13 protein-coding genes are annotated in these 21,685 nt (G+C 70.7%); 4 read left to right on the top strand and 9 right to left on the bottom strand.

All coding sequences use genetic code 11. The features are described 5' to 3' along the window. The 9 genes from carB to JAO81_RS28875 all read right to left on the bottom strand — a co-directional run. A partial coding sequence (gene carB, locus JAO81_RS28915) for a carbamoyl-phosphate synthase large subunit (protein WP_199550900.1) occupies nt 1-1,114 on the bottom strand: 1,114 nt, incomplete at its 3' end. Beyond that, nucleotides 1,107-2,228: a glutamine-hydrolyzing carbamoyl-phosphate synthase small subunit gene (gene carA / locus JAO81_RS28910; RefSeq protein ID WP_233416060.1), complete on the bottom strand. Its 1,122-nt coding sequence runs from the start codon at nt 2,226-2,228 to the stop codon at nt 1,107-1,109. The genes carA and carB, both read right to left, overlap by 8 nt. Before the next feature lies 1 nt (nt 2,229). Then, entirely contained in the window at nt 2,230-2,568 is a 339-nt protein-coding gene (locus JAO81_RS28905) for a branched-chain amino acid transporter permease (protein WP_199550898.1), read from the bottom strand. Next, the gene (locus JAO81_RS28900) at nt 2,565-3,314 is read right to left on the bottom strand and encodes an AzlC family ABC transporter permease (protein WP_199550897.1); all 750 of its coding nucleotides are present in this window, start codon (nt 3,312-3,314) and stop codon (nt 2,565-2,567) included. Before JAO81_RS28900 ends, JAO81_RS28905 begins: the two co-directional genes overlap by 4 nt. Nucleotides 3,315-3,383: 69 nt before the next feature. After that, nucleotides 3,384-3,530, bottom strand: coding sequence for a hypothetical protein (locus JAO81_RS28895; protein WP_199550896.1), 147 nt, complete (start codon nt 3,528-3,530; stop codon nt 3,384-3,386). A 68-nt stretch (nt 3,531-3,598) separates the two neighbouring features. Continuing rightward, on the bottom strand, nt 3,599-5,437 hold the full coding sequence (locus JAO81_RS28890; protein WP_199550895.1) for a carbamoyltransferase: 1,839 nt from the start codon (nt 5,435-5,437) through the stop codon (nt 3,599-3,601). A gap of 73 nt (nt 5,438-5,510) precedes the next feature. Beyond that, complete coding sequence (locus JAO81_RS43750) at nt 5,511-7,670, bottom strand: iron-containing redox enzyme family protein (RefSeq protein ID WP_199550894.1); 2,160 nt, start codon at nt 7,668-7,670, stop codon at nt 5,511-5,513. A gap of 244 nt (nt 7,671-7,914) precedes the next feature. Continuing rightward, nucleotides 7,915-8,946, bottom strand: coding sequence for an SGNH/GDSL hydrolase family protein (locus tag JAO81_RS28880; protein WP_233416059.1), 1,032 nt, complete (start codon nt 8,944-8,946; stop codon nt 7,915-7,917). 54 nt (nt 8,947-9,000) lie between these two features. Then, the gene (locus tag JAO81_RS28875; protein WP_199550893.1) at nt 9,001-10,179 is read right to left on the bottom strand and encodes a PLP-dependent aspartate aminotransferase family protein; all 1,179 of its coding nucleotides are present in this window, start codon (nt 10,177-10,179) and stop codon (nt 9,001-9,003) included. A gap of 300 nt (nt 10,180-10,479) precedes the next feature. On the opposite strand from JAO81_RS28875, the gene JAO81_RS28870 reads away from it, so the two are divergent. The 4 genes from JAO81_RS28870 (at nt 10,480) to JAO81_RS42835 (ending at nt 21,532) form a co-directional block, all read left to right on the top strand. Then, nucleotides 10,480-11,466, top strand: a complete 987-nt coding sequence (locus JAO81_RS28870; RefSeq protein WP_199550892.1) for a PDR/VanB family oxidoreductase — start codon at nt 10,480-10,482, stop codon at nt 11,464-11,466. Between the two features lie 150 nt (nt 11,467-11,616). Next, nucleotides 11,617-14,157, top strand: coding sequence for a S8 family serine peptidase (locus JAO81_RS28865; protein ID WP_199550891.1), 2,541 nt, complete (start codon nt 11,617-11,619; stop codon nt 14,155-14,157). After that, the gene (locus tag JAO81_RS43465) at nt 14,157-17,123 is read left to right on the top strand and encodes an FG-GAP-like repeat-containing protein (RefSeq protein WP_199550890.1); all 2,967 of its coding nucleotides are present in this window, start codon (nt 14,157-14,159) and stop codon (nt 17,121-17,123) included. Before JAO81_RS28865 ends, JAO81_RS43465 begins: the two co-directional genes overlap by 1 nt. A gap of 71 nt (nt 17,124-17,194) precedes the next feature. Then, nucleotides 17,195-21,532, top strand: coding sequence for an AAA family ATPase (locus JAO81_RS42835; RefSeq protein WP_233416058.1), 4,338 nt, complete (start codon nt 17,195-17,197; stop codon nt 21,530-21,532). Nucleotides 21,533-21,685 lie beyond the last annotated feature (153 nt).

Here is a 21,685-nt window from a genome sequence, read left to right as displayed (position 1 = left end):
ACTTCTCGAACGCGAACCGCGGAGCCTTCACCACCACATAGTCGAGCGTCGGCTCGAACGACGCCGGAGTCCTCTCCGTGATGTCATTCGGGATCTCATCCAACGTGTAACCGACCGCCAGCTTCGCCGCGATCTTCGCGATCGGGAAACCCGTCGCCTTCGACGCCAGCGCCGACGACCGCGACACACGCGGATTCATCTCAATCACGATCACCCGGCCGTCGACCGGATCAATCGCGAACTGAATATTGCAGCCGCCCGTGTCGACACCCACCTCACGGATGATCGCGATACCCACATCACGCAGCCGCTGATACTCACGGTCCGTCAAGGTCATGGCCGGCGCCACCGTGATCGAGTCACCGGTGTGCACACCCATCGGGTCGAAGTTCTCGATCGAGCAGACGACCACGACATTGTCGTTCTTGTCGCGCATCAACTCCAGCTCGTACTCCTTCCACCCCAGGATCGACTCCTCCAGGAGCACCTCAGTGGTCGGCGACAACGTCAGACCCTGACCCGCGATCCGACGCAACTCCTCCTCGTCATGCGCGAAACCCGAACCGGCGCCACCCATCGTGAAGGAAGGACGGACCACGACCGGGTAACCACCCAATTCCGTAACGCCGTTGAGGACGTCGTCCATCGAGTGGCAGATCACCGAACGGGCCGATTCGCCATGCCCGATCTTGCGACGGACCTCCGCGACGACCTCCTTGAAGAGGTCGCGGTCCTCGCCCTTGTTGATGGCCTCGACGTTGGCGCCGATCAGTTCGACGTCGTATTTGTCGAGCACACCGTTGCTGTGGAGTGCTATCGCGGTGTTCAGCGCGGTCTGGCCGCCCAGGGTCGGAAGGAGCGCATGGGGGCGTTCTTTCTCAATGATCTTCTCGACGAACTCCGGTGTGATCGGCTCGACATACGTGGCGTCGGCGATCTCCGGGTCGGTCATGATCGTGGCCGGGTTCGAGTTGACCAGGATCACCCGCAGGCCCTCGGCCTTCAGCACCCGGCAGGCCTGCGTACCCGAATAGTCGAACTCCGCGGCCTGACCGATCACGATCGGGCCGGAGCCGATGACCAAGACGGACTGGATATCGGTGCGCTTAGGCACGCTGGCCCTCCATGAGCTCTACGAAGCGGTCGAAGAGATACGCGGCGTCATGCGGACCCGCGGCAGCTTCGGGGTGGTACTGGACGCTGAACGCCGGCTGGTCCAGGAGCCGAAGCCCCTCCACCACCTGATCGTTCAGGCACACATGCGAGACCTCGGCCCGCCCGTACGGAGTGTCGGAGACGCGGTCGAGCGGGGCGTCCACGGCGAACCCGTGGTTATGCGCGGTGACCTCGACCTTCCCGGTCGTACGGTCCTGCACCGGCTGATTGATGCCCCGGTGGCCGTACTTCAGCTTGTACGTACCGAACCCGAGCGCGCGGCCCAGAATCTGGTTGCCGAAGCAGATGCCGAACAGCGGCGTCTTCCGTTCCAGCACGGCCTGCATCACAGCAACGGGACCATCAGCCGTAGCCGGGTCACCCGGACCGTTGGAGAAGAACACCCCGTCCGGGTTCACCGCATAAACGTCCTCGACCGTGGCGGTCGCCGGCAGCACATGCACCTCAATGCCCCGCTCAGCCATCCGCTGCGGCGTCATGCCCTTGATCCCGAGATCCACCGCAGCGACCGTGAACCGCTTCGTGCCGATCGCGGGGACGACGTACGCCTCCTTGGTCGCCACCTCCGCCGACAGATTCGCGCCCTTCATCTGCGGCGCTTCCTTCACCCGCGCAAGCAGCGCCGCATCATCCGCGACCTTCTCGCCGGAGAAGATGCCCACACGCATCGCACCCCGCTCCCGCAGGTGGCGGGTCAGCGCCCGGGTGTCGACACCGGAGATGCCGACGACGCCCTGATCCACCAGCTCCTCGTCCAGCGACCGCTGAGAGCGCCAGTTCGACGGCCGGCGCGCAGGATCACGTACGACATAACCCGCGACCCAGATCCGCGAGGACTCCGGATCCTCGTCATTCACACCGGTGTTGCCCACATGCGGAGCCGTCATCACCACGACCTGCCGGTGATACGAGGGATCGGTCAGCGTCTCCTGGTAGCCGGTCATGCCGGTGGAGAACACCGCCTCGCCGAAGGTCTCCCCCACGGCGCCATAAGAACGGCCGCGGAAAACTCGCCCGTCCTCCAGGACGAGAACAGCAGTCGAACCACTCATCTCAGACCACCCCATTGACGAGCGTCATGTAGAGGGCCACGCCACCGCCGATGGAAAGCAGCGAGTTGTCCGTCTTCCAGTAAAGGACGGCCGCGACCACCAGGGAGACGAGTGTCGGCAGGCCATAGGGATAGACGGTGACGTTCAGGTCCTTGATGGTGTAGGCCACCAGGAGAACCATCACGCCGGTCGGCATCTTCTCGCCTATGTACCGGAGATAGCCGTTCACTTGGCCGTCCGAGTCCGGCTTTCCGAGGACGAAGAAGGGGGCCACGCGCAGGGCGATGGTCACCACGGAGATGACGGCGATGACGGCGAATGCGTGCAGGTCGGAAATCATGCCGACTTCACCTGGCCCTTCTCGTTCTTTTCCTTCTGGTACATACAGCTGATGGCCACCATGTAGAGGAGCAGGCTCACGACGAGGAAGGACTCCTCGATCACGTACTGGTCCACGAAGTAGCCGATGACTCCGGCGCCCAGCGCGAGGAAGACCAGGCGGGCGCTGCGGCTGGTGCGGACCGCGTTGACCGCGAGGGTCAGGAACATCGTGGTGAGCGCGAACTCGAAGCCCTTGACGCTCTCCGGGATCACCTGGCCGATCAGCGCACCGAGCAGTGCCCCGAGGACCCACCAGACGTGGCTGACCACTTGCAGAATGGTGATCTGGCGGCCGTTGAGGTGCATTCCGGGGCCGGCCGAAGTGATGCCGTACGTCTCATCGGTGAGGGCGAAGACGCCATACGTCTTCTGTGCCCGGCCGCGAAGGCGGTCGATCGGGAACGACAGCCCGTAGAAGATATGGCGGAAGTTCACGATCAGCGAGGTGAACGCGACCTGATAGAGCGGGAGTCCGGCCACCATGAATCCGACGGCGAGGAATTCGATGGAGCCCGCATAGATCAGGAGCGTGGATATCGGAGCCCAGTACCAGGAGATTCCGCTCGCGGTCAGCAGGACTCCGAACGCCACCCCCAGCGGGATGTAGGCCATGGCCACGGGAATGGTGAGCCGGACGGCTTCCGCCGTGCCTGACTCGTTCCGTCGGCCGGCCATCCGTTCTTGTGGGGGTGGCGTGGTGTGCATGCTGGCTCCTGCGTGACTCGTGATCGTGGTCGTGTCCCGGTCGGCCGGGGTGGGCACGGTAGTTGAGCGTTAGACGGTCCGGGGCGCGGATTTCACCCAGTAAGACGGGGCCTCGGCATCCCAACTGCGGGTCAGCGGGTCACGGGTGACCCTGGCCAGGAGGCCGACGGGGGTGACGACCAGGTAGTAGACGAGGGCCAGGAGTGCGGCGCGCATGGCTTTCAATTCCCTTCGATTGGTGGTGAGTTGATTTGGTGGTGAGTTGATTTCGTGGTGCGGCGGTGTCAGTCGAGCGGGATCTCGTCCCGCCAGTCCGTCTCCTCCTGCCACTCGGGCTGGTCCTCCTTGCGCAGCAGGAAGTTGCCGACGGCCAGGAGATCGATGTTGGTGCGCATGAAGCACGCGTACGCCTCGGCCGGGCTGGCCACGATCGGCTCTCCGCGGACGTTGAAGGAGGTGTTGACCAGGACCGGGCAGCCGGTCTGCTCCTTGAACTCGGTGAGCAGGCGGTGGTACGGGGCGTTGCGCTCGGCGGTGACGGTCTGCACCCGGGCCGAGTGGTCGACGTGCGTGACCGCCGGGATGGTGGAGCGCTGCACCTTCAGGAGGTCGAGACCGCTCGCGCCGCCGTCGCCGTCCTCGTGCTCGATCCGCTGGGCGGGCGCGACACCGGTGACCACCAGCATGTACGGGCTCTCCTGGTGGAGTTCGAAGTAGTCCTTCGCGTCCTCGGCGAGCACCGAGGGCGCGAACGGACGGAAGGACTCCCGGAACTTGATCTTGAGGTTCATCGTGGACTGCATCACCGGGTCACGCGGGTCACCGATGATCGAGCGGGCGCCCAGCGCACGCGGCCCGAACTCCATACGCCCCTGGAACCAGCCGGCGATCTTTCCCTGACCGAGCTCGGCGGCCACCTCGCGGGCGAGTTCCTCCTTCGTCAGACGCGTGTACGGGATGTTCTCGCCGTCCAGGTACGCGGCGATCTCCTCGTCGCTGAACTCCGGGCCGAGCAGCGAGCCGGACATGCCGTCGGTCCCGTTGCCCAGGTGGGTGCGCTGCGCCCCGCGGTCCGAGGCGACGGCGAGCGCCGCGCCGAGCGCACCGCCGGCGTCGCCGGCCGCGGGCTGGACCCACACCTCGTCGAAGATGCCGGCGTTGATGACCTTGCCGTTGGAGACGCAGTTGAGGGCGACACCGCCCGCCATCACGAGGTGGCGCTCGCCGGTGACCTTCCGGGCGTGCGCGGCGAGCAGCAGCACCACGTCCTCGGTGACCTTCTGTACGGAGGCCGCGAGGTCGAACTCCCGGTTGGTGAGCGGGCTTTCGGGCAGCCGGCGCGGGCCGTCGAAGAGCTCCTCGAAGCCGCGCCCGGTCATGACCTGGCCGCGCAGGTACTCGAAGTACTTCATGTCCAGGCGGAAGGAGCCGTCGGGCTTGACGTCGATCAGCTTCTCGCGGATCAGGTCGGCGTAGCGCGGCTTGCCGTAGGGCGCGAGGCCCATCAGCTTGTACTCGCCGGAGTCCACCTTGAAGCCGCAGAAGTACGTGAACGCCGAGTACAGCAGCCCGAGCGAGTGCGGGAAGCGGATCTCGGAGACGGCGTCGAGCTGCGTACCGCGACCGTGCCAGAGCGTGGTGGTGGCCCATTCGCCGACGCCGTCGATGCAGAGCACGGCGGCCGACTCGTACGGGCTCGGGTAGAAGGCCGAGGCGGCGTGCGTCTCGTGGTGGCGGCGGATGTGCAGCTCGGGGACGCGGCCCAGGCCCAGGTCCGCGAGCTCGCGGCGGACCACGTCGATGGTGTCGCGCTTCCACTTCAGCCACTCGGGCAGGGTGTCGCGGAAGGAGGCGAAACCGGCCGGGGCCGCACCCGCGAAGGTGGTCTTGACCCGCTCGTACTTGAGCTTCGGGTCCTCGTAGTACGCGACGGCGGAGACGTCGTCGAGCGTGATGCCGGCTTCTTCGAGGCAGTACTTGATGGCGAGCGCCGGGAAGGCCGAGTCGTGCCGGATACGGCTGAAGCGCTCCTCCTGGGCCGCGGCCACGGGGACGCCGTCGGCCACCAGGGCGGCCGCGCTGTCGTGGTAGTAGGCGGACAGGCCGAGGACGTAATCGGTCATGGGGGTCAACTCCAGGGTTCTGCAAGCTTTTTGGGGACGAGCGGGGACGAGCGGGGACGAGAAGGAGGCGGGGTCAGCGGCCCTTGGTCGCATTGCGCGCGGCCCGGCGGGCGGCCTGACGGGCGCGGAAGCCCGACGGCGGGTTGAGCGAGCGGTAGCCGGTGCGGACGCGCTGCCAGGCGGCGTCGAGTGCGCCGGCGCCCTGGGAGGCCGTGATCGAGGAGAGATACGTGTCGATGGCGTCGGCGGCCCAGGCCGAGTGGCCGGTCGCGACGTTGTCCACGGTGTTGTGGATATCGACGAAGCGGGTGCTGAACCCGTACTTCTTCAGGGCCAGGCGCGCCCTGCGGTAGGTGCCGCCCACGCCGGACAGCTCCATCGCCAGGTTCAGGCCGAGCACCTCCGGCATGAAGGTCTGCGGGAAGCGGCCGATGCTCAGCCAGTACACCGGCAGTTCGAAGGACCCGTCGCGGAAGCCGTCGTACGCGGCGAACGCGCGGGAGGCGGTCGGCGGCAGGTCGAAGCCCATCTCGAGGAGGACCTCGCGGTAGATGAGCGGGTGGTTGAGGTCCGCCTGGCCGTTGCCGAGCTCGTCCCAGTACGTGTCGAAGAGCGAGTGCCCGATCTCGGACGAGGCGTGCTCGTAGTCGGTGAAGCCCTTGATCCAGGCTCCGTCGATCAGGGTCAGCGGGGCGAGCTGGACGGTGGAGTCGATGAGCTCGTCGCGGCTGGGCAGCTCCTGCTCGGCGCCCTGCTCGAAGGCCTCGCTGTGCTGGTCGTGCATGTCCACGAGCCAGGGGCGCAGCCCCCGCGGGGTCCATTGCTCGGGCAGGGCCATGGAGGAGTCGTCGATGCCGTGGCGCGAGCGGCCGAGCCAGCTGTGCACATACTCCCGTGCGTACGCGCGCACCGCCGGGGTGTCCGTGCGGTTGAGGAGCAGGTGGTAGGCCTCGCGCACATCGGCGGGCGGCTTGCCGCCGTCTTCGGGACGCCAGGCGCTCAGGGCGAGCGGACGGGCGGGGGCGAGCGGGGCGCCGGCCTCGGGGGTGCCTTCGGCCGGTCCTGACAGGGAGCCGATCCAGCGGCGTACGACGCCGAGGTCCTCGGGCGAGAACACCCGGAACATCCGGCCCTTCTCGCCTACGAGTCCGGTCACCAGCATGCTCTGCTCGGGAGCGCCCGGGCGGACCAGGCGGCTGCGGGACAGGGCCGCGAGCATGGGCCGGGGATCGGTCTGGCACTCCTTGAGCCAGTCCGACAACTGCCGCCCCTCCAGGGCGTAGTCGTGGTGGTAGACCGAGCCCTCGCGGGCCCGCAGGCGCATCAGCTCGGCCATCTCGAAGACCGGGTCGCAGGCCTCGGTGAGCTCGGTGTGCAGCCGGGCGCTCCACTCCCGCAGGGTGGCGAGCGCCCAGCGGAAGCCGGTGGTGATCCGGGTCCGGGCTTCCTCGCCGTCGCGGGCGATGACGGCCTCAACGGCGCTCCCCGCGAGGTCGGTGCCGGTGCGGCCCTCGCCCCGGGCCGTCGCGGGGTCGACCACGTCCCAGCGGGTGGCGGTCGGCTTCTGAGCCCGTACGAGAGTGAGTGCGGGCAGCAGACCGACGGACCGCAGACACAGGTCGGCGCCCAGGATCTCCGGCAGGAAGTCGTCGGGGCGGCGGCTCATCGCGAGCAGCAGGGCCGGCAGGCGGAAGTGGCCGTCGTCGATGCGCTGGTCCGCGGTCAGCCGGCGGGCGGGCACCGCGTTCTCGGAGATGTCCAGCTGCCGCAGGACCGGCAGATAGGCGTCGCCGCGCGAGGCGCGCGGGGCGCCGACGCCCAGGTCGGAGGCGTACAGGGCGAGGACGGCGAGGACCGCCGGGTCGTCCCCGTTGCCGGGCGAGCTCAGCCACTGCAGCCAGGCCCCGGACATCAGGGACAGCGGCGCGCAGGCCAGCGCGGTGCGCCGGACGAGTACGTCCCGGGTCTCCTGCGGGAGCCCTTCGCGCAGCTCCTGGTACTGCAGCCTCTCCGCCGCCGACCAGTCGGCCGCCCGCCGCCGCAGCTCGTCGAGGCCCGCTTCGGGGTCCAGGGAGCCTTCGAGCTCGGTGCGTATCTCGGTCAGGAGCCGGCCCGACGGCAGAGCCGCTTCGGGGTCGACCACCCTTCCGTAGACGGTGCGCGCCGCTTCGGCGGCGGTGGACGGTGTACGGGTGGCGCGGGACGGTGCTGCAGCGACGGTGGGCGCTGACACTTCAAGCCTCTTTCCGGTTCTCCAGCGGGGGACGGGCGCTGGTGGTGGATGGGGGTGGGGAGACGGGGGTTGGGGAGACGGGGGATGGGGAGCGGGGTCCGCTCAGAACATCGGGTAGATGGAGGCGTCGTTCTTCGGCTTCGGCTTGCGGCCGAGCAGCTTGTTGATCAGGTTGCGCAGGACGGTCATCTGGCTGTGCCTTTCGAGGAGTTGAGGACGTCGATACGTGGGGGCCTTGAGCGGGTCAGGAGAGCTCGAGCTCCTTGGCGAGCAGTCCCGCGACCAGGTCGTGGCCCTCGTCGGTGAAGTGGATGCGGTCGACGAACAGCCAGTCGTCCTTGCCGATCGCGTCGGCGATGACCGGGTTGATGTCGAGGTAGCGCACGCCCATGCGCTCGCAGCCCGCCTGGAGTTCCTTGGAGTAGGTCTCGCGGGCCGACATGGACGAGATGTCGCCGTAGACCTCGCCGAAGTTGGAGATCTCGTCGAGCTCGTCGAAGATCAGCTTCTCCTGGGGGGCCGGCGTCTCACGGACCCAGGTGGCAAGGGGCTGCAGGACGAAGGTCAGCTTCGCGCCCATGCCCTCGGCGAGCAGCTTCCAGGAGTCGAGGTGGCGCAGGGTCAGCTCGGAGGCCAGGTCGATCTGCTCGGCGAGCTCGGGCACCCGCAGATCCACGGGCTCGGCGGCGGCTTCCTTCTTGCGGCCGCCGAACAGGCCGCGGCCCGCCGACGCCTTGCGGTTGCGGGCGCGCAGCTCCTCCATCTGCCCGGAGAAGTCATTGCAGTTGAAGAAGGCGCCGCTGTCGCCGCGCACGGAGGACGGCAGCCGGCTCAGGCCCAGGTTGTTGAAGCCGGAGAAGAGCACGATCTCGTCGACCTGGGGCAGCAGGTGGCGGTAGAGGGTGAAGAGCAGCAGTTCCTGGGTGGAGTTGTGGCTGCGGCCGCCGAAGTTCAGCCAGGGCAGCGACGGTGCGTGCTTCTTCCACAGGTACGAGGACAGCGTGTCGCCGTCGGTGCTCGCGCCGATGCCGAAGGCCGTGGAGCTGCCCGCGAGCAGCCGCACCGGGCCGTCGGGGAGCGGGCCGCCGACCGCGGCCTTCTGGCCGTCCGGACCCTCGGAGACGCGGAAGCCGAGCCGGTCGGTGTTGACCACGTCGGAGGTGTGGCCCGCGGCGTGGAAGTACATCAGATACGGCATCCAGCGGATGTCACCGCGGTCGTCGAACTTCTCGGCGTACTGCAGCATCTGCGGGGTGAGCGTGGCGCGGTGGGACATGGGTGGGTAACTCCTGCTGAGGAAAGGTGAGTTGGGAGAGAGGGAGGATGCTGATCAGCTGCCGAGTGCCTGGGCGAAGTCCGCCTTCAGGTCGTCGAGGTGCTCGAGGCCGACGGCGATACGGACCGTGCCCTCGGTGATGCCGATGGCCCTGAGCCCTGCGGCGTCCATGGAGCGGTGCGAAGTGGCGGACGGCTGCTGGACGAGCGTCTTGAAACCGCCGAGGGAGACGGCGCGGTCGACGAGCTGAAGGCGCCGGGTGAATTCGAGGGTCTCCTTGCGGCCCCCGGCCACGTCGATGGCGAGGACGCCGCCGTAGCCGTTCGGCAGCAGCCGTTTGGCCAGCTCGTACGCGGGGTGGTCGGGCAGTCCCGGCCAGTGCACCTTCTCGATGCCGGGGTGCTGGGACAGGAAGTGCGCGAGACCGTCGGCGTTCTCGTGGTGGCGCTGCATCCGCAGCCCCAACGTGGCCAGACCGCGCAGGGTCAGCCAGGCGGCGAACGGGTCGGCGATCGTGCCGGTCTCCAGGGAGCGCGACCAGACCTTGCGGTGGAGATCGGCGTCGGCGAAGGACGCGATGCCGCCGAGTACGTCGCAGTGCCCGGACAGGAACTTGGTGGAGGAGTGGACGACCACGTCCGCGCCCATCGACAGCGGGCGGCAACCGAGCGGCGAGGCGAAGGTGTTGTCCACGATGCCGACGAGACCGGCGGCCCGGCCCGCGGCGAAGAACGCCGGCAGATCGGTGACCTGCGCGGTCGGGTTCGAGAGCGTCTCCAGATAGAGCACCTTGGTCGTCGGGCGCAGGGCCTCGGTGACCTCGGCCGCGTCCCGGCCCTCGATGTAGGTGACCTCGACGCCGTAGCGGGCGGCGAGATCCTTCAGGAGGGCGAACGTGCCTCCGTAGAGGTGCTTCTGGACGATGATGTGGTCGCCGCTGCCGAGCAGCGTGTGCAGCACGGTGTGGATGGCGCCCATGCCGCTGGAGGTGGCGAGGCTGGCCGCCGCGCCCTCCAGGGCGGAGAGCGCGTCCTCCAGGGTCCGCACCGTGGGGTTGGAGTTGCGGAGGTAGGCGAACGACTCGGGGCGGTTGATGGCCTCGGCCAGTTCCTCCGGGTTGTCGTAGCCGAAGTTGGCGGTCTGGTAGAGCGGCGTGTTCAACGGGCGCGCTCCGCCGAGATCCGGGACCCCTACGTGGATCGCCCGGGTCTCCGGGTGCAGCTGGTTCGGCACGTCATTCCTCTCGCGGATCCGGCCCCGGACCAGGTGTCGGGGGCGGTGTGGTGGGTGGCGACGTGATCCAGACTCACCTGCCGTCAGCGGCTTGTCACCGGTAAACGGGTGCCATGAAACGGCCCGGCACGGGTGTGCCAGCGCGGGGTGCCGGATTCAAAGAAACGCCAGGTCACCTGGGGTTCTTGGCACCTGTGTGCCGGTGCACATCCATGCCGCCCGCCACGCGGGACAGCCCTCAGTCGCGCGGTGCAGGATGGCCGCCCGTCGCATCCGTATGCCGAGGAGGGCCGCAGGCCGATGAACAACCCCGTACCGCTGAACGATCAGGCTCCGATACGGCAGTTGGTGGTGGTCGACGCCCGCAGGGAGGCCGAGGGGGTCCTGGCGCTCACGCTGGCGGACCCGGCCGGCGCACCGCTGCCCGCGTGGGAGCCGGGTGCGCATGTCGATGTCGTCCTGCCGTCGGGCCTGGTCCGCTCGTACTCGCTGTGCGGCAGCCCGCAGGACCGCAGCACGTACCGCATCGCGGTCCTGCTGACCTCGGACAGCCGGGGCGGTTCGGCCGAGGTGCACCAAGTGGGCGTCGTGGGCCAGGACTTGAGCGTGCGCGCACCGCGCAACCACTTCCCGCTGGTGCCGGCCCCCGCGTACCTGTTCCTCGCGGGCGGTATCGGCATCACCCCGCTGCTCCCCATGCTGCGGCAGCTCGCCGCCGATCCCGCCGCGCCCCGCTGGTCGCTCCTGTACGGGGGCAGGACGCTGGAGAGCATGGCGTTCCGTGACGAACTCACCGCCCTGCCCGGGGGCGAGGTGACCCTGTGGCCGCAGGACACCCACGGGCTGCCCGATCCGGACCGGCTGCTGGCCGAGCTGCCCGCGTCGGCCGCCGTCTACTGCTGTGGTCCCGAAGGGCTGCTGCAGGCGGTGCAGACCTCCGCCGAGGGCCGGCTGCCGGCGGGGGCGCTGCATACGGAGCGGTTCAGGGCAGCCGTCGTCGAGGAAGCCCCGGTGACCGGCGGCGCGTTCGAGGTGGAGCTCCGGCGCACCGGCGTCAGCCTGCGCGTTCCCGCCGACCGCACCCTGCTCGACGTGGTGCGCGAGGCGGTGCCGGGTGTGCCGTTCTCCTGCGAGGAGGGCATGTGCGGCACCTGCGAGACCAAGGTGCTCGACGGAACGCCTGACCACCGGGACATGCTCCTGAGCGACGCCGAGCGTGCGGCGGGCAGCACGATGATGATCTGCGTGGGGCGCTCGGTGACGCCCCGTCTCGCGCTGGATCTGTAGGCGTTCAGGCGGTTTTGCGGGCGTTCACGAGGCGTACGGCCGCGGGCCCTCAGCCCTCTCAGGTTCCTCCCCCAGGTCCGGTAATGCCCGAGTAACAGGCGCTCCTTAGCGTCCGGGCTCCCCCGTACCGTCCCTGGAGGAGCGCCTCAAATGCACCTGCCAAGACCGTCCTGGCGCAGTCGTGCCACATGGACGGCGGTCTCGCTGTCGTCGGCGGCCGCCCTGTTGTTCAGCCCCCTGCCCGCCCTGGCCGACGACGCGAGGTCCGTGGACAGCGCCAAGGTCGACGCCGCGCTGGCGAGCGCCGTGCGGGAGGGCGGTGAGGCCGCCTTCTTCGTCGTACTCGAGGATCGGGCCGATCTGTCCGCCGCGCGCGGCAAGAAGGCGCACGGTGCGCGGGCGAAGGCCGCGTACGGCGCGCTGCGCGAGCACGCACGGGTCAACCAGCGGTCCCTGACCGCCTTCCTCGACGACGAGAAGGTGGGGCACCAGGACTTCTGGATCGCCGATGTCGTACGGGTCGAGGGCGACGCGGAGCTCGTGGCGAAGCTCGCCGCGCGATCCGATGTCGCCGAGCTCGTCAAGGAGCGGCAGTACGAGCTCGACGAGATCGAGCAGGCGGGACCCGCCGGCACCGTCGCGACGGCCGAGGACACCGCTCCCGAGTGGGGCATCGCGGACGTCAAGGCGGACCAGGTCTGGGAGCAGTACGACAACCGCGGCGAGGGCATCGTCATCGCGAACGTCGACTCCGGTGTGCAGTTCGACCACCCGGATCTGGTCTCCAACTACCGCGGCAACAAGGGTGACGGGACCTTCAGCCACGACTACAACTGGTTCGACGCGACCGGCGAGTGCCCCACGAGCGGTGTCCCCTGTGACAACAACGGGCACGGCACGCACACCATGGGCACCATGGCCGGCGCGAACGGGATCGGTGTCGCGCCGAAGGCGAAGTGGATCGCCGCCAAGGGGTGCGAGACGGACCAGTGCACCGACAGCTTCCTGCTCGCGGCCGGACAGTGGATCCTCGCGCCGACCGACGGCGACGGGCTGAACCCGAAGCCCGAGCTGGCGCCGAACATCGTCAACAACTCCTGGGGCGGCGGCCACACGACCTTCTACCAGGACATCGTCGAGGCCTGGAACGCCGCCGGGATCTTCGAGGCGTTCGCCGCGGGCAACAAGGGCAACGGCACGGCCTGCTCCACCAGTGAGGCCCCTGGCTCACAGGCGCCCTCCTACGGAGTGGGTGCCTACGACAGCAACGGGAAGATCGCGAACTTCTCCGGGTTCGGCCCGTCCCGGGTCGACGGCTCGATGAAGCCGAACATCGCCGCGCCCGGTGTCAGCATCCGTTCCACCTGGCCCGGTTCGGCGTACAACACCATCAACGGTACGTCGATGGCCACCCCGCACGTCGCCGGCGCCACCGCCCTGCTGTGGTCGGCGGCCCCGTCGCTGATCGGTGACATCGATGCCACCCGCGCGTTCCTGAACCAGGGCGCCCGCAACGTCGAGGACACCCGCTGCGGCGGCACCGCCGAGGCCAACAACATCTGGGGCGAGGGCAAGCTCGACATCCTCGCCTCCGTCGACAAGGCCCCGCACACCGCCGTCACCGTGTCCGGCAAGGTCACCGACAAGGCGACCGGCGCCGCGCTGCCCGGCATCAGCATCAAGGTCACCGGCGCCACGACCGGCACCCGTATCGTCAGCACCGGCTCCGACGGCTCGTACCGGGTGCCGATGGACCCGGGCACGTACGACTTCGCGCTCAGCGGTTACGGCTACGCGCCCGAGCAGCTCACCGGGGTCGAACTGGCCGCCGGGCAGCCGCTGGTGCAGGACATCGCCCTGGACGCCGTGGCGAGCCACCCCGTCACCGGCACCGTGCTCGACGTGACCGGCAAGCCCCTCGCGAAGGCGACCGTCGAGGTCACCGGGGTCCCCGTGGACGCGGTCCGCACGGGCACGGGCGGCACGTTCACGCTGCCGAAGGTCGCCGAGGGCGGCTACACGCTGACCGTGACGCCCACCGAGCCGGTGCTCTGCAACGGCATCTCGCGCACGTCCCTGACGGTCGACGGCACCGAGACCCGTACGGTCCGGCTGCCCGCGCGCACCGACCGGTACGGCAACAGCTGCACCCCGGCCACGTACTCCTGGATCAAGGGCGCCAACTCCGTCCCGCTGAGCGGGGACGAGGACGCGAAGACGGTCCAACTGCCCTTCCCCGTACGCCTGTACGGCGTCGCGTACTCCGGCGCGTCCGTCACCACCAACGGCCTGGTCAACTTCCTCCAACCGCGCCTCGGCGACTACACCAACACCGCGCTGCCGGCGGCCGGGCAGCCCAACGGCATCGTCGCCCCGTTCTGGGACGACCTGACCCTGGACCGCAGGTCGAGCGTGCAGACGGCCACGACCGGGAAGGCCGGCGGCCGCAAGTTCGCGATCGTCTGGAACCAGGCCGTGCTCGTGTCCGACAACAGCCGCGTCACCTTCGAGGCCGTCTTCGACGAGGCCACCGGTGACATGACCTTCCAGTACCAGTCCGTGCCGGGCAACGGTGCCTCGGCCACCGTCGGCATCGAGGACCAGAGCGGTTCCGACGCCCTCCAGTACTCGTTCGACGAGGCCGTACTCGGCAACGGTTCGGCGATCCGTATCGCGCAGGGAGCCAAGTGATGACCGGAACACCCACCTCACGGCGCGGTTTGCGCCTGGCCTCCGGGCTCATAGCGGCGGGCCTCACCCTCACCGCCGCGCCGTACGCCCTGGCCGCCGAGGCCGACGACACCTCGGTGATGAAGCTGACGAGCGCCGAGGCAGAGAAGCTCGCCGACCGCATCGGTGTCGATGTGTACGGCGACGCGTCGGCGGCCGCCGACTCCACCACCCCGGAAGACGCGGCCGCCGACTCCACCACCCCTGAGGAAGCGGCCGCCGACTCCACCATCCCTGAGGCGGGGACGGCCGCCGAAGCCGCGGCCGACGGCCCCGTCACCTTCAGCGCCAAGTCCGCTCTTGAAGGCGTACGCGGCATCGGCGCCACCGTGCCGGCCGCCGGCGGCCAGTACTTCACCGTCCACAGCCTGGGGAACGTCCAGCTGCACCGGGCCGACGGCTCCACCGCCTGGGCCCGCACCAACACCTCGCTGTATGCGGACTGGCAGGTCAAGCCGCTGCGGCCCTGGCAGCAGGAGCCGTATCCGGCGCGGATCATGATGGGCTACAACGCCGTCAGCCCGTTCGCGCCCTACTCCGACCAGGGTTACGACACCGGGGACCTGACCGGCGACGGCACGCCGGACCTCGTCTTCTCGGCGGCTGTCGGCGACTCGCCCTACCGGCCGTTCAGCTCGCCTGGCTCCTCGCTCTCCAGCGGCACGTTCGTGACGGTGCTCGACGGCCGGACCGGCAAGACGCTGTGGTCGAAGCTCTACGCGTACGCCTCGATGGTGAAGATCGTCGACGGGACCCTGCTCGTCGCCGACTCGCCGCGCCTGAACAACGGCGGCGCGCCGGCCACCGAGACCGCCAAGCTGCGCGGCATCCGATTCGGTTACACGGACGGCAAGTTGACCCCGTCGAAGACCTGGACGCACGACACCGGGGTGGCGGGGCCCGCCACCTGGGGCGCGCTGGCGGACCTGGGCGGCGGAAAGGCCGCCGTCTCCTGGAACCTGCGCAAGACCGAGGGCGTCGCCGCGCACGGCACCACGCTGGTGCTCGACACCGCCGACGGTTCGGTGCGGTGGTCCACGGGCAGCGACCTGTACGGCCGCCAACTCCACCTGGACGCCGCCCGGGACCGCGTGGTCGCCCTGGAGCAGGCCGACACCATGGACGCCATTACGTACGAGATCGTCGCCTACGACCTGACGGGCGGCGCGCGCACCACCCTGGACACCAGGGTCAACGCGCTGGCCACCGCCATGACGGTCGGCGACGTGAGCGACGGTGCGGGCACGGAGTACGCGGTCGCCGAGTCCGCGCTCAGCCCCTCGTACAACGTGAACGCCGCCACGATCCGTGTCCTGCGGGGCAAGGACGGTTCGACCGTCGAGTGGACGCACACGGTCAAGCGGGACGCGGAGAACCACGGGAACGGGCCCAGCTTCTGGGATCTGCACGCCGTGGACGGCCGGCTGGTGGCCACCGCACAGGACGATCGCGACAGCGCACGCGCCGAGAATCCGAGCGGCCAGCTCTACGGCGCGCTCACCGTGTTCACCGGCAACGGCAAAGTGGCCTGGCGTCAGCAGGGTCTGGCCGCCTCGCCGCTGCACCACGAGGTGTTCCGCGCGGGCGGTGACACCTTCGTGCGGGACATCGACCCGTCGCAGAACATTCGTACGTACAAGGTCGGCAGCGGCAAGGTGAAACAACTCACCGCGCTGCAAGGTGACTTGAACTACGCGCAGGCCGCCGACCTGGACGGCGACAAGAAGCAGGACGTCGTCGCGGGCGGCTCGTCGAACGGCGTGTGGGCCTGGTCCGGTCCCTCGCTGGTCAAGGGCGAGCCGAAGCAGCTGTGGAAGGCCCAGGTGCCGGGCACCGTACGGAACATCGCGACCGGTGATGTCGACGGAGACGGAGAGCCCGAGGTCGTCGTCGCCGCGGACACCGCGACCGTTGTACTCGACGGCGCCACCGGCAAGGTGCGGACCACGATCGACGGCGCGGGCGAGTACGTCCGTTCGGTGACCGTGGACGACGTGAACGGCGACGGCAAGGACGAGATCCTCGTCCCGACCGACGCGCTGCGGGTCCACGACGGCAGTGGTGCGGTCCTGTGGACGTACTCCGCGCCGACCGACCGTACCGACGTGGTCTTCTCCGACACGGTGGTCTCCGAAGGCCGGGTGCACACGCAGTACTCGACCGAGAACGCGCTCTTCGCGGGCGACGCAGTCGTGGGCGGCGCGGCCCTGGACGGCGCGACCGGCAAGGTGGTGTGGAACGCCGAACCCAAGGCGCCGGCCCGGGCCGCGGACGGCAAGCTGCACGGTGCGGTCCTCGACCACGGGGTCTTCGCCTCGCCGAAGATCCCGTACGCGGACGGGCATGCCGTCGTGCACACCTGGATCGTGCTGGCCGACCCGACCGTCGCCGGTGACCTGAGCACCGCGTCCCCGAAGGTCATCGTCGAGATCCGCGACGGCCGCACCGGTGAGCTGCTGCACCAGGACGCCACCGGCAGCCCGTGGTCGCACGGCAACTTCTTCATCGACGACGCGAGCGAGGCCGCACAGGAACCGCTGTACGCGCTCAGCTTCGGCACGTTCCGCGGTTACGGCGCCGGCGGCAACAACACCCGCAGCTCCGTGATCGCCAGCCTGCGCACGGCCGACTTCGCCGACGGGCCCGGCGGCCGCAGGATCGTGCTCGGCGGCACCGAGGCCGGCTTGGCCGCGTACGACCCGTCGCAGCTGAACAGCGGCGACTCCTTCCAGTCGAGCCGCGGTGGCGTCACCCTCATGGGTTCGCGCGCGTATCTCGCCGCCGATCTCGACGGCAACGGTGTCGACGACGTGGTCTCGCTCAACTTCGACCACTTCGGGGTCAACCGCGCGGCCGCGCTGCTCGGCGGCGGGGTGCTCTCCCCGAACAACGGCATCCACCAGATGACGACGTACACGCTGTCGTGATCTCTGCCTGACAGGACCCCCTGGGCTCGCCCCAGGGGGTCCTCGGCACGCTCGGTTAACCTGGCGCCCTCATGGACGCACGGCAGACAACGGGCAGCAGCGACACCGCTCCTGTGCTGCTTCTGCACCTCATGGGTGGCTTTCGCGCCATACGCGAAGAAGGTCCGGCCGCTCCCGAACGGTGGCCGCGGCCCAGCGCCCAGGCCCTGGTCAAACTGCTCGCCGTCACACCCGGACACCGCCTGCACCGCGAGCAGGCGATGGCGCTGTGCTGGCCCGAGGCCGACCAGCAGTCCGCGACCGGCAGCCTCCGGGTCGCGCTGCACGCCGCGCGGCACGCGCTCGAACCGGAACTCGCCCCGCGCGCGGCCTCCTCGTATCTGATCTCCGACGGCGTCTTCCTGCAGCTCGACCCGGCCACCGTGCAGATCGACGCCGACCGGATCGAGCACGCGGCGCGTTCCGCGCTCGGCTCCGGGCGGATCGGCGAACTCGGCGCGGTCCTCGAGGAGTTCACCGGCGAACTGCTCCCCGAGGACCGCTACGCGAACTGGGCCCGCGCCCGCCGTGACCAGCTGGCCGCCCTGCGCGAGGAGGTGCTGCTCGCGCTCGCCGCGGCGCACATGGCGCAGGGCTCCCCGGCCGAGGCGATCGGCGCGGCCGAGCAGGTGCTCGCCACCAGCCCGGCCGAGGAGCTGGCCCACCGGGTGCTCATCGACGCGTACGTACGTCAGGGTCTGCGCCGCCGGGCCGTGCACCAGTACCACATGTGCCGCGAGGCGCTGGACACGGAGCTGGGGGTGCGCCCCGGTCCTGAGACGGAGCGGCTGCACCGTGCGGCGCTCGCGTCGCCGCCCGCGCTTTCGCCCGCGATCCGGCCCACGCTGCCGGCCCCGCTGCGGGGTATCCGTACGACACCGCTGCACGGCCGCGGCGAAGAGCTGAGCCGGCTGCTCGCCGACGAAGGGCCGCCGGTGCGGCTGCTCACGGGCGAGGCGGGCGTCGGCAAGACCCGGCTCGCGGGCGAGGCGGCCCGCCGGGCGGTCGCTGCGGGCACCGTGGTGCTGTGGGGTGCCGGGCACGACGCGGAGGGGCACACGCCGTACGGGGTGTTCGCGGAGGCGCTCGACGGGTGGCTGGCCGAGCGAAGCGTGGCCGAGCGGGCGCGAGTCGGCGCGGAGTACCCCGAACTCGCGGCGTTTTTGCCGTCGTTGGGGCAGGTGCCTGCGGTCGGCGAGCGCAGCCCCGAGGAGGAGCGCGACCGGCTGTTCCGAGCGACGGCCGGGCTGCTCGGTGAACTGGCCGCCCAGCAGCCGGTGGTGCTCGTACTCGATGATCTGCACGCCGCCGACACCGGCTCGTACCAGCTGCTCAGCCATCTGGCGCGGCGCAGCGGTGGCGGCGATCCCGGGGCGCGGTTCCTCGTCACGTATCGCGAGGAGGAGCTGCCGGAGAGCGATCCGCGCCGCGCGGACCTGGCGGCCCTGGTGCGCCAGCGGCTGGCCGGCGTCGAGCCCGTACACCGTCTCGGCCGGGACGCCTGTCTCGCGGTGGCGCGCGATGCGGTGGCGCGTTTCGCGGGTGGGGAGGGTGCGGGTGGGGAGGGTGCGGGTGGCGCGGACCCCGGGCGGTTGCAGCGGGTGTGGGAGCTGTCGCTCGGGAATCCGCTGTTCGCGCTGGAGTTGGCGCGGGGGCCGGTGGGGGCCGGTGCGGTGCTGGATGGTGCGGTGCTGGGTGGTGCGGTGCTGGGTGGTGCGGTGCTGGGTGGTGCGGTGCTGGGTGGTGCGGTGTCTGGCGCGGCGGTGGGGGCCGGCGCGGTGGAGGGCGTGGCGACCCGGGCCGGCCAGGGGGGTGGCGGGCCGGCGGGTGGCGGGCCGGTGAGGGCTGACCTGGCGGGTGGTGGACCGGCGGATGGTGTGGCGATCGGGGTCGGGCCGGCGGATGGTGTGACGGTCGGGGGCGGACCGGCGGATGGCGTGGCGATCGGGGCCGGGCCGGCGGATGGCGTGGCGCCCGAAGGCGTACGGCAGTTGGTGGCCGAGCGGCTCGCGCGGCTCGACCTCGACACCCGGCGGATCGTGGAGGCGCTCTCCGCGGCGGGCGCCGAGACGGCCACGTCCGAACTGCTCGACGTCGCCGAGCACGGACTGCACCCGCCGGTACGGGGCGCCGCCGCGACCGAGGCGCTCGAGCGGGCCATCGGTGCCGCGCTGATCGAGGAGCGGCCCGTGGTGGTCTCGGGACGGCAGGAGCCCGGGCTCGCCTTCCGCCATCCGCTCGTCCGGCTCACCTGTTACGAGGGCCTCTCGGCGGTCCGCAGACGGCAGTTGCACGGTGCGTTCGCGCAGACCGTGCAGCGGCGCAGGCCCGACGCCGTGGACACCCTGGCCACCCACTTCGCCCGCGCCGACGACCCGCGCGCGGCCGACTATCTGCGCCGGGCGGCCGAACGGGCCGCCGCCCTCTACGCCAACGACACCGCCGACCGCTACTACCGCGACCTGGTCGCCCGCCTCGACGTGGACGCGGCCCGCGCCCGGCTCGCGCACGCCCATGTCCTGCGCAGAATGGGCCACTTCGAGCAGGCGGCCGAGGCGCTGCGCCTTGCCCTCGCGGAGTTCGAACACCGTCAGGCGCACGACGACGCGGTGCTGGCGGCGGCGGTACTCGCCGAGACCTTGGTCAAGACGAGCGGCACGGGGGCGGGGTCGGGCTCGAGCGCGGGGTCCGGGGCGGGCATGAGCTCGGGGTCCGGGGCGGGCATGAGCTCGGGGTCCGGGGCGGGCGCGGTGGTGGGATCCGGGTCGGCCATGGGATCGGGGCCTGACTCGGGCGCGGTGGCGGGGCCCGGGGCGGGCACAGACTCGGGCACGGTGGCGGGATCCGGGGCCGGCACAGGATCGGGGCCCGGCACGGGCACGGTAGTGGGGCCCGGCACGGACTCGGGCACGGGACCCGGCACGGGCACAGACTCGGGCGCGGAAACCGGCTCGGGCACCGACTCGGGCACGATGGCGGGATCCGGGTCCGGCACGGGATCGGGGCCCGGCACGGACTCGGGCGCGGGACCCGGCTCGGGCATGGGCACGGGCGCGGCATCCAGCTCGGGCATGGGCTCGGGCACGGCATCCAGCTCGGGCACGGAATCCGGCACCGGCACCGGCTCCGGCTCCGGCTCCGGCTCCGGCTCCGGCTCCGGCTCCGGCAAGTCGAGCGCCAGCGCCGTCGGCCGACGGCTGCTGCGCGACCACCCCGTGACCGCGGACACCGCGGCGGAACCGGCCGCGTGCCATTTCCTCGCCCTGTCCGTGATCCGCTGCGTCCAGGGCCGCTATACGGACGGCGCCGAGGCGGCCCGGCAGGCGCTCGCGGCCGCACGCAAGGTGCCGGGTGCGCCGGGTCAGGGCCTGGCCGCCCGGGCGTACGCCATGCAGGCCGTCAACCTGGGACTCAACGGCCGGTTCGACGAAGCGCGCGAGGCCGGCGACCAAGCGCTCGCCCCGGCCGAGGCGTACGGAGATCCGACGCTGCTCGGCTCCGTGCTCTCCACCCTGCGCGAGAACGCGCGGCGGGCCGGCCGCCTTCAGGAGGCGGTCGAGACCGGCACCCGCGCGCTCGGTCTCGCCGAGCGTTCCGGTGATCCGACCGCGGCCGCCTTCGAGCAGGCGAACCTCGCGGAGCTGCACCTGCTCCTCGAAGAACCGGAACCGGCCCGCGTCCTGGCCGAACAGGCGGTGGCCGGTGCGGAGGCCTACGACGCGGGCGCCCTCCCCTCCCCCCACGTGACGCTGGCCGTGGTACACGTGCGCCTGGCCGCGCCGGCACGGGCGGCCGCCCTCCTGGACCGCGCCGCTGCCGTGGCCACCACGCTCGGCGACCGGCAGGCCGAACACGAAGTGCGCACGGCACGCGCCGAACTCGCCCTGCGCACCCACCGCCCCGCCGACGCCCTGAGCGCCCTGGACGGACACACGGCCGACGCCCCCGTATCGACGGCATGGGCCGAACTCCTCGTGGGCCGGCCCGAGTCGGCGCGACGTCTCGCGCGCGCCGAGGTGTCCCGGGCCGAACGCACCGGGGAGAAACTGGCCGAGGTGGAGGCACGCATCGCACTGGGTGCGTCTCTCACGCTGCTGGCGCGGGAGGGCGCGGGGGCGCGTACCGACGCACCGGGACAGGACCGGGACCGCAACGGCGCCACCGAACCGGACCAGGACCGGAACCAGGACCAGTACGGTGCCGACGAGTTGGCCCGGGGCGCATCGCTGGCCGGGGCGCTGCCCTATCCGGCAGGGACGCGGCGGGTGGCGTGGGCTCGGGAGGTCCTCGGCGAAGGAGGCCAGGGGGAGTCCGGCCAAGAGGGCCGGAGGCAGCCCATACGGAGGAAGCCCGGCGGGACCGCCAAGTGATCACCAGGTGTCGGTGGCTCCCCCGCTGACGGCGATCACCTCACCCACGGTGAAGCCGGAGTCCGCCTCCGAGGCCGGATGGACGGACACGGCAGCGCCGAGCTCCCGAGGAGCCCGGCGCGGTGCGGACGGCGGCCTCCCGGCCTCCGCCCG

Source organism: Streptomyces sp. N35 (assembly GCF_016464295.1).
Lineage (GTDB): Bacteria > Actinomycetota > Actinomycetes > Streptomycetales > Streptomycetaceae > Streptomyces.
The sequence above is the reverse complement of the archived record's forward strand: the minus strand, read 5'-3'. Positions and strand labels throughout refer to the sequence as shown.

Excerpts from the sequence above, each read along its gene's own strand:
- carA (WP_233416060.1), bottom strand. The coding sequence starts at position 2,228 with ATGAGTGGTTCGACTGCTGTTCTCGTCCTGGAGGACGGGCGAGTTTTC.
- JAO81_RS28905 (WP_199550898.1), bottom strand. The coding sequence starts at position 2,568 with ATGATTTCCGACCTGCACGCATTCGCCGTCATCGCCGTCATCTCCGTG.
- JAO81_RS28900 (WP_199550897.1), bottom strand. The coding sequence starts at position 3,314 with ATGCACACCACGCCACCCCCACAAGAACGGATGGCCGGCCGACGGAAC.
- JAO81_RS28895 (WP_199550896.1), bottom strand. The coding sequence starts at position 3,530 with ATGCGCGCCGCACTCCTGGCCCTCGTCTACTACCTGGTCGTCACCCCC.
- JAO81_RS28890 (WP_199550895.1), bottom strand. The coding sequence starts at position 5,437 with ATGACCGATTACGTCCTCGGCCTGTCCGCCTACTACCACGACAGCGCG.
- JAO81_RS28880 (WP_233416059.1), bottom strand. The coding sequence starts at position 8,946 with ATGTCCCACCGCGCCACGCTCACCCCGCAGATGCTGCAGTACGCCGAG.
- JAO81_RS28870 (WP_199550892.1), top strand. The coding sequence starts at position 10,480 with ATGAACAACCCCGTACCGCTGAACGATCAGGCTCCGATACGGCAGTTG.
- JAO81_RS28865 (WP_199550891.1), top strand. The coding sequence starts at position 11,617 with ATGCACCTGCCAAGACCGTCCTGGCGCAGTCGTGCCACATGGACGGCG.
- JAO81_RS43465 (WP_199550890.1), top strand. The coding sequence starts at position 14,157 with ATGACCGGAACACCCACCTCACGGCGCGGTTTGCGCCTGGCCTCCGGG.
- JAO81_RS42835 (WP_233416058.1), top strand. The coding sequence starts at position 17,195 with ATGGACGCACGGCAGACAACGGGCAGCAGCGACACCGCTCCTGTGCTG.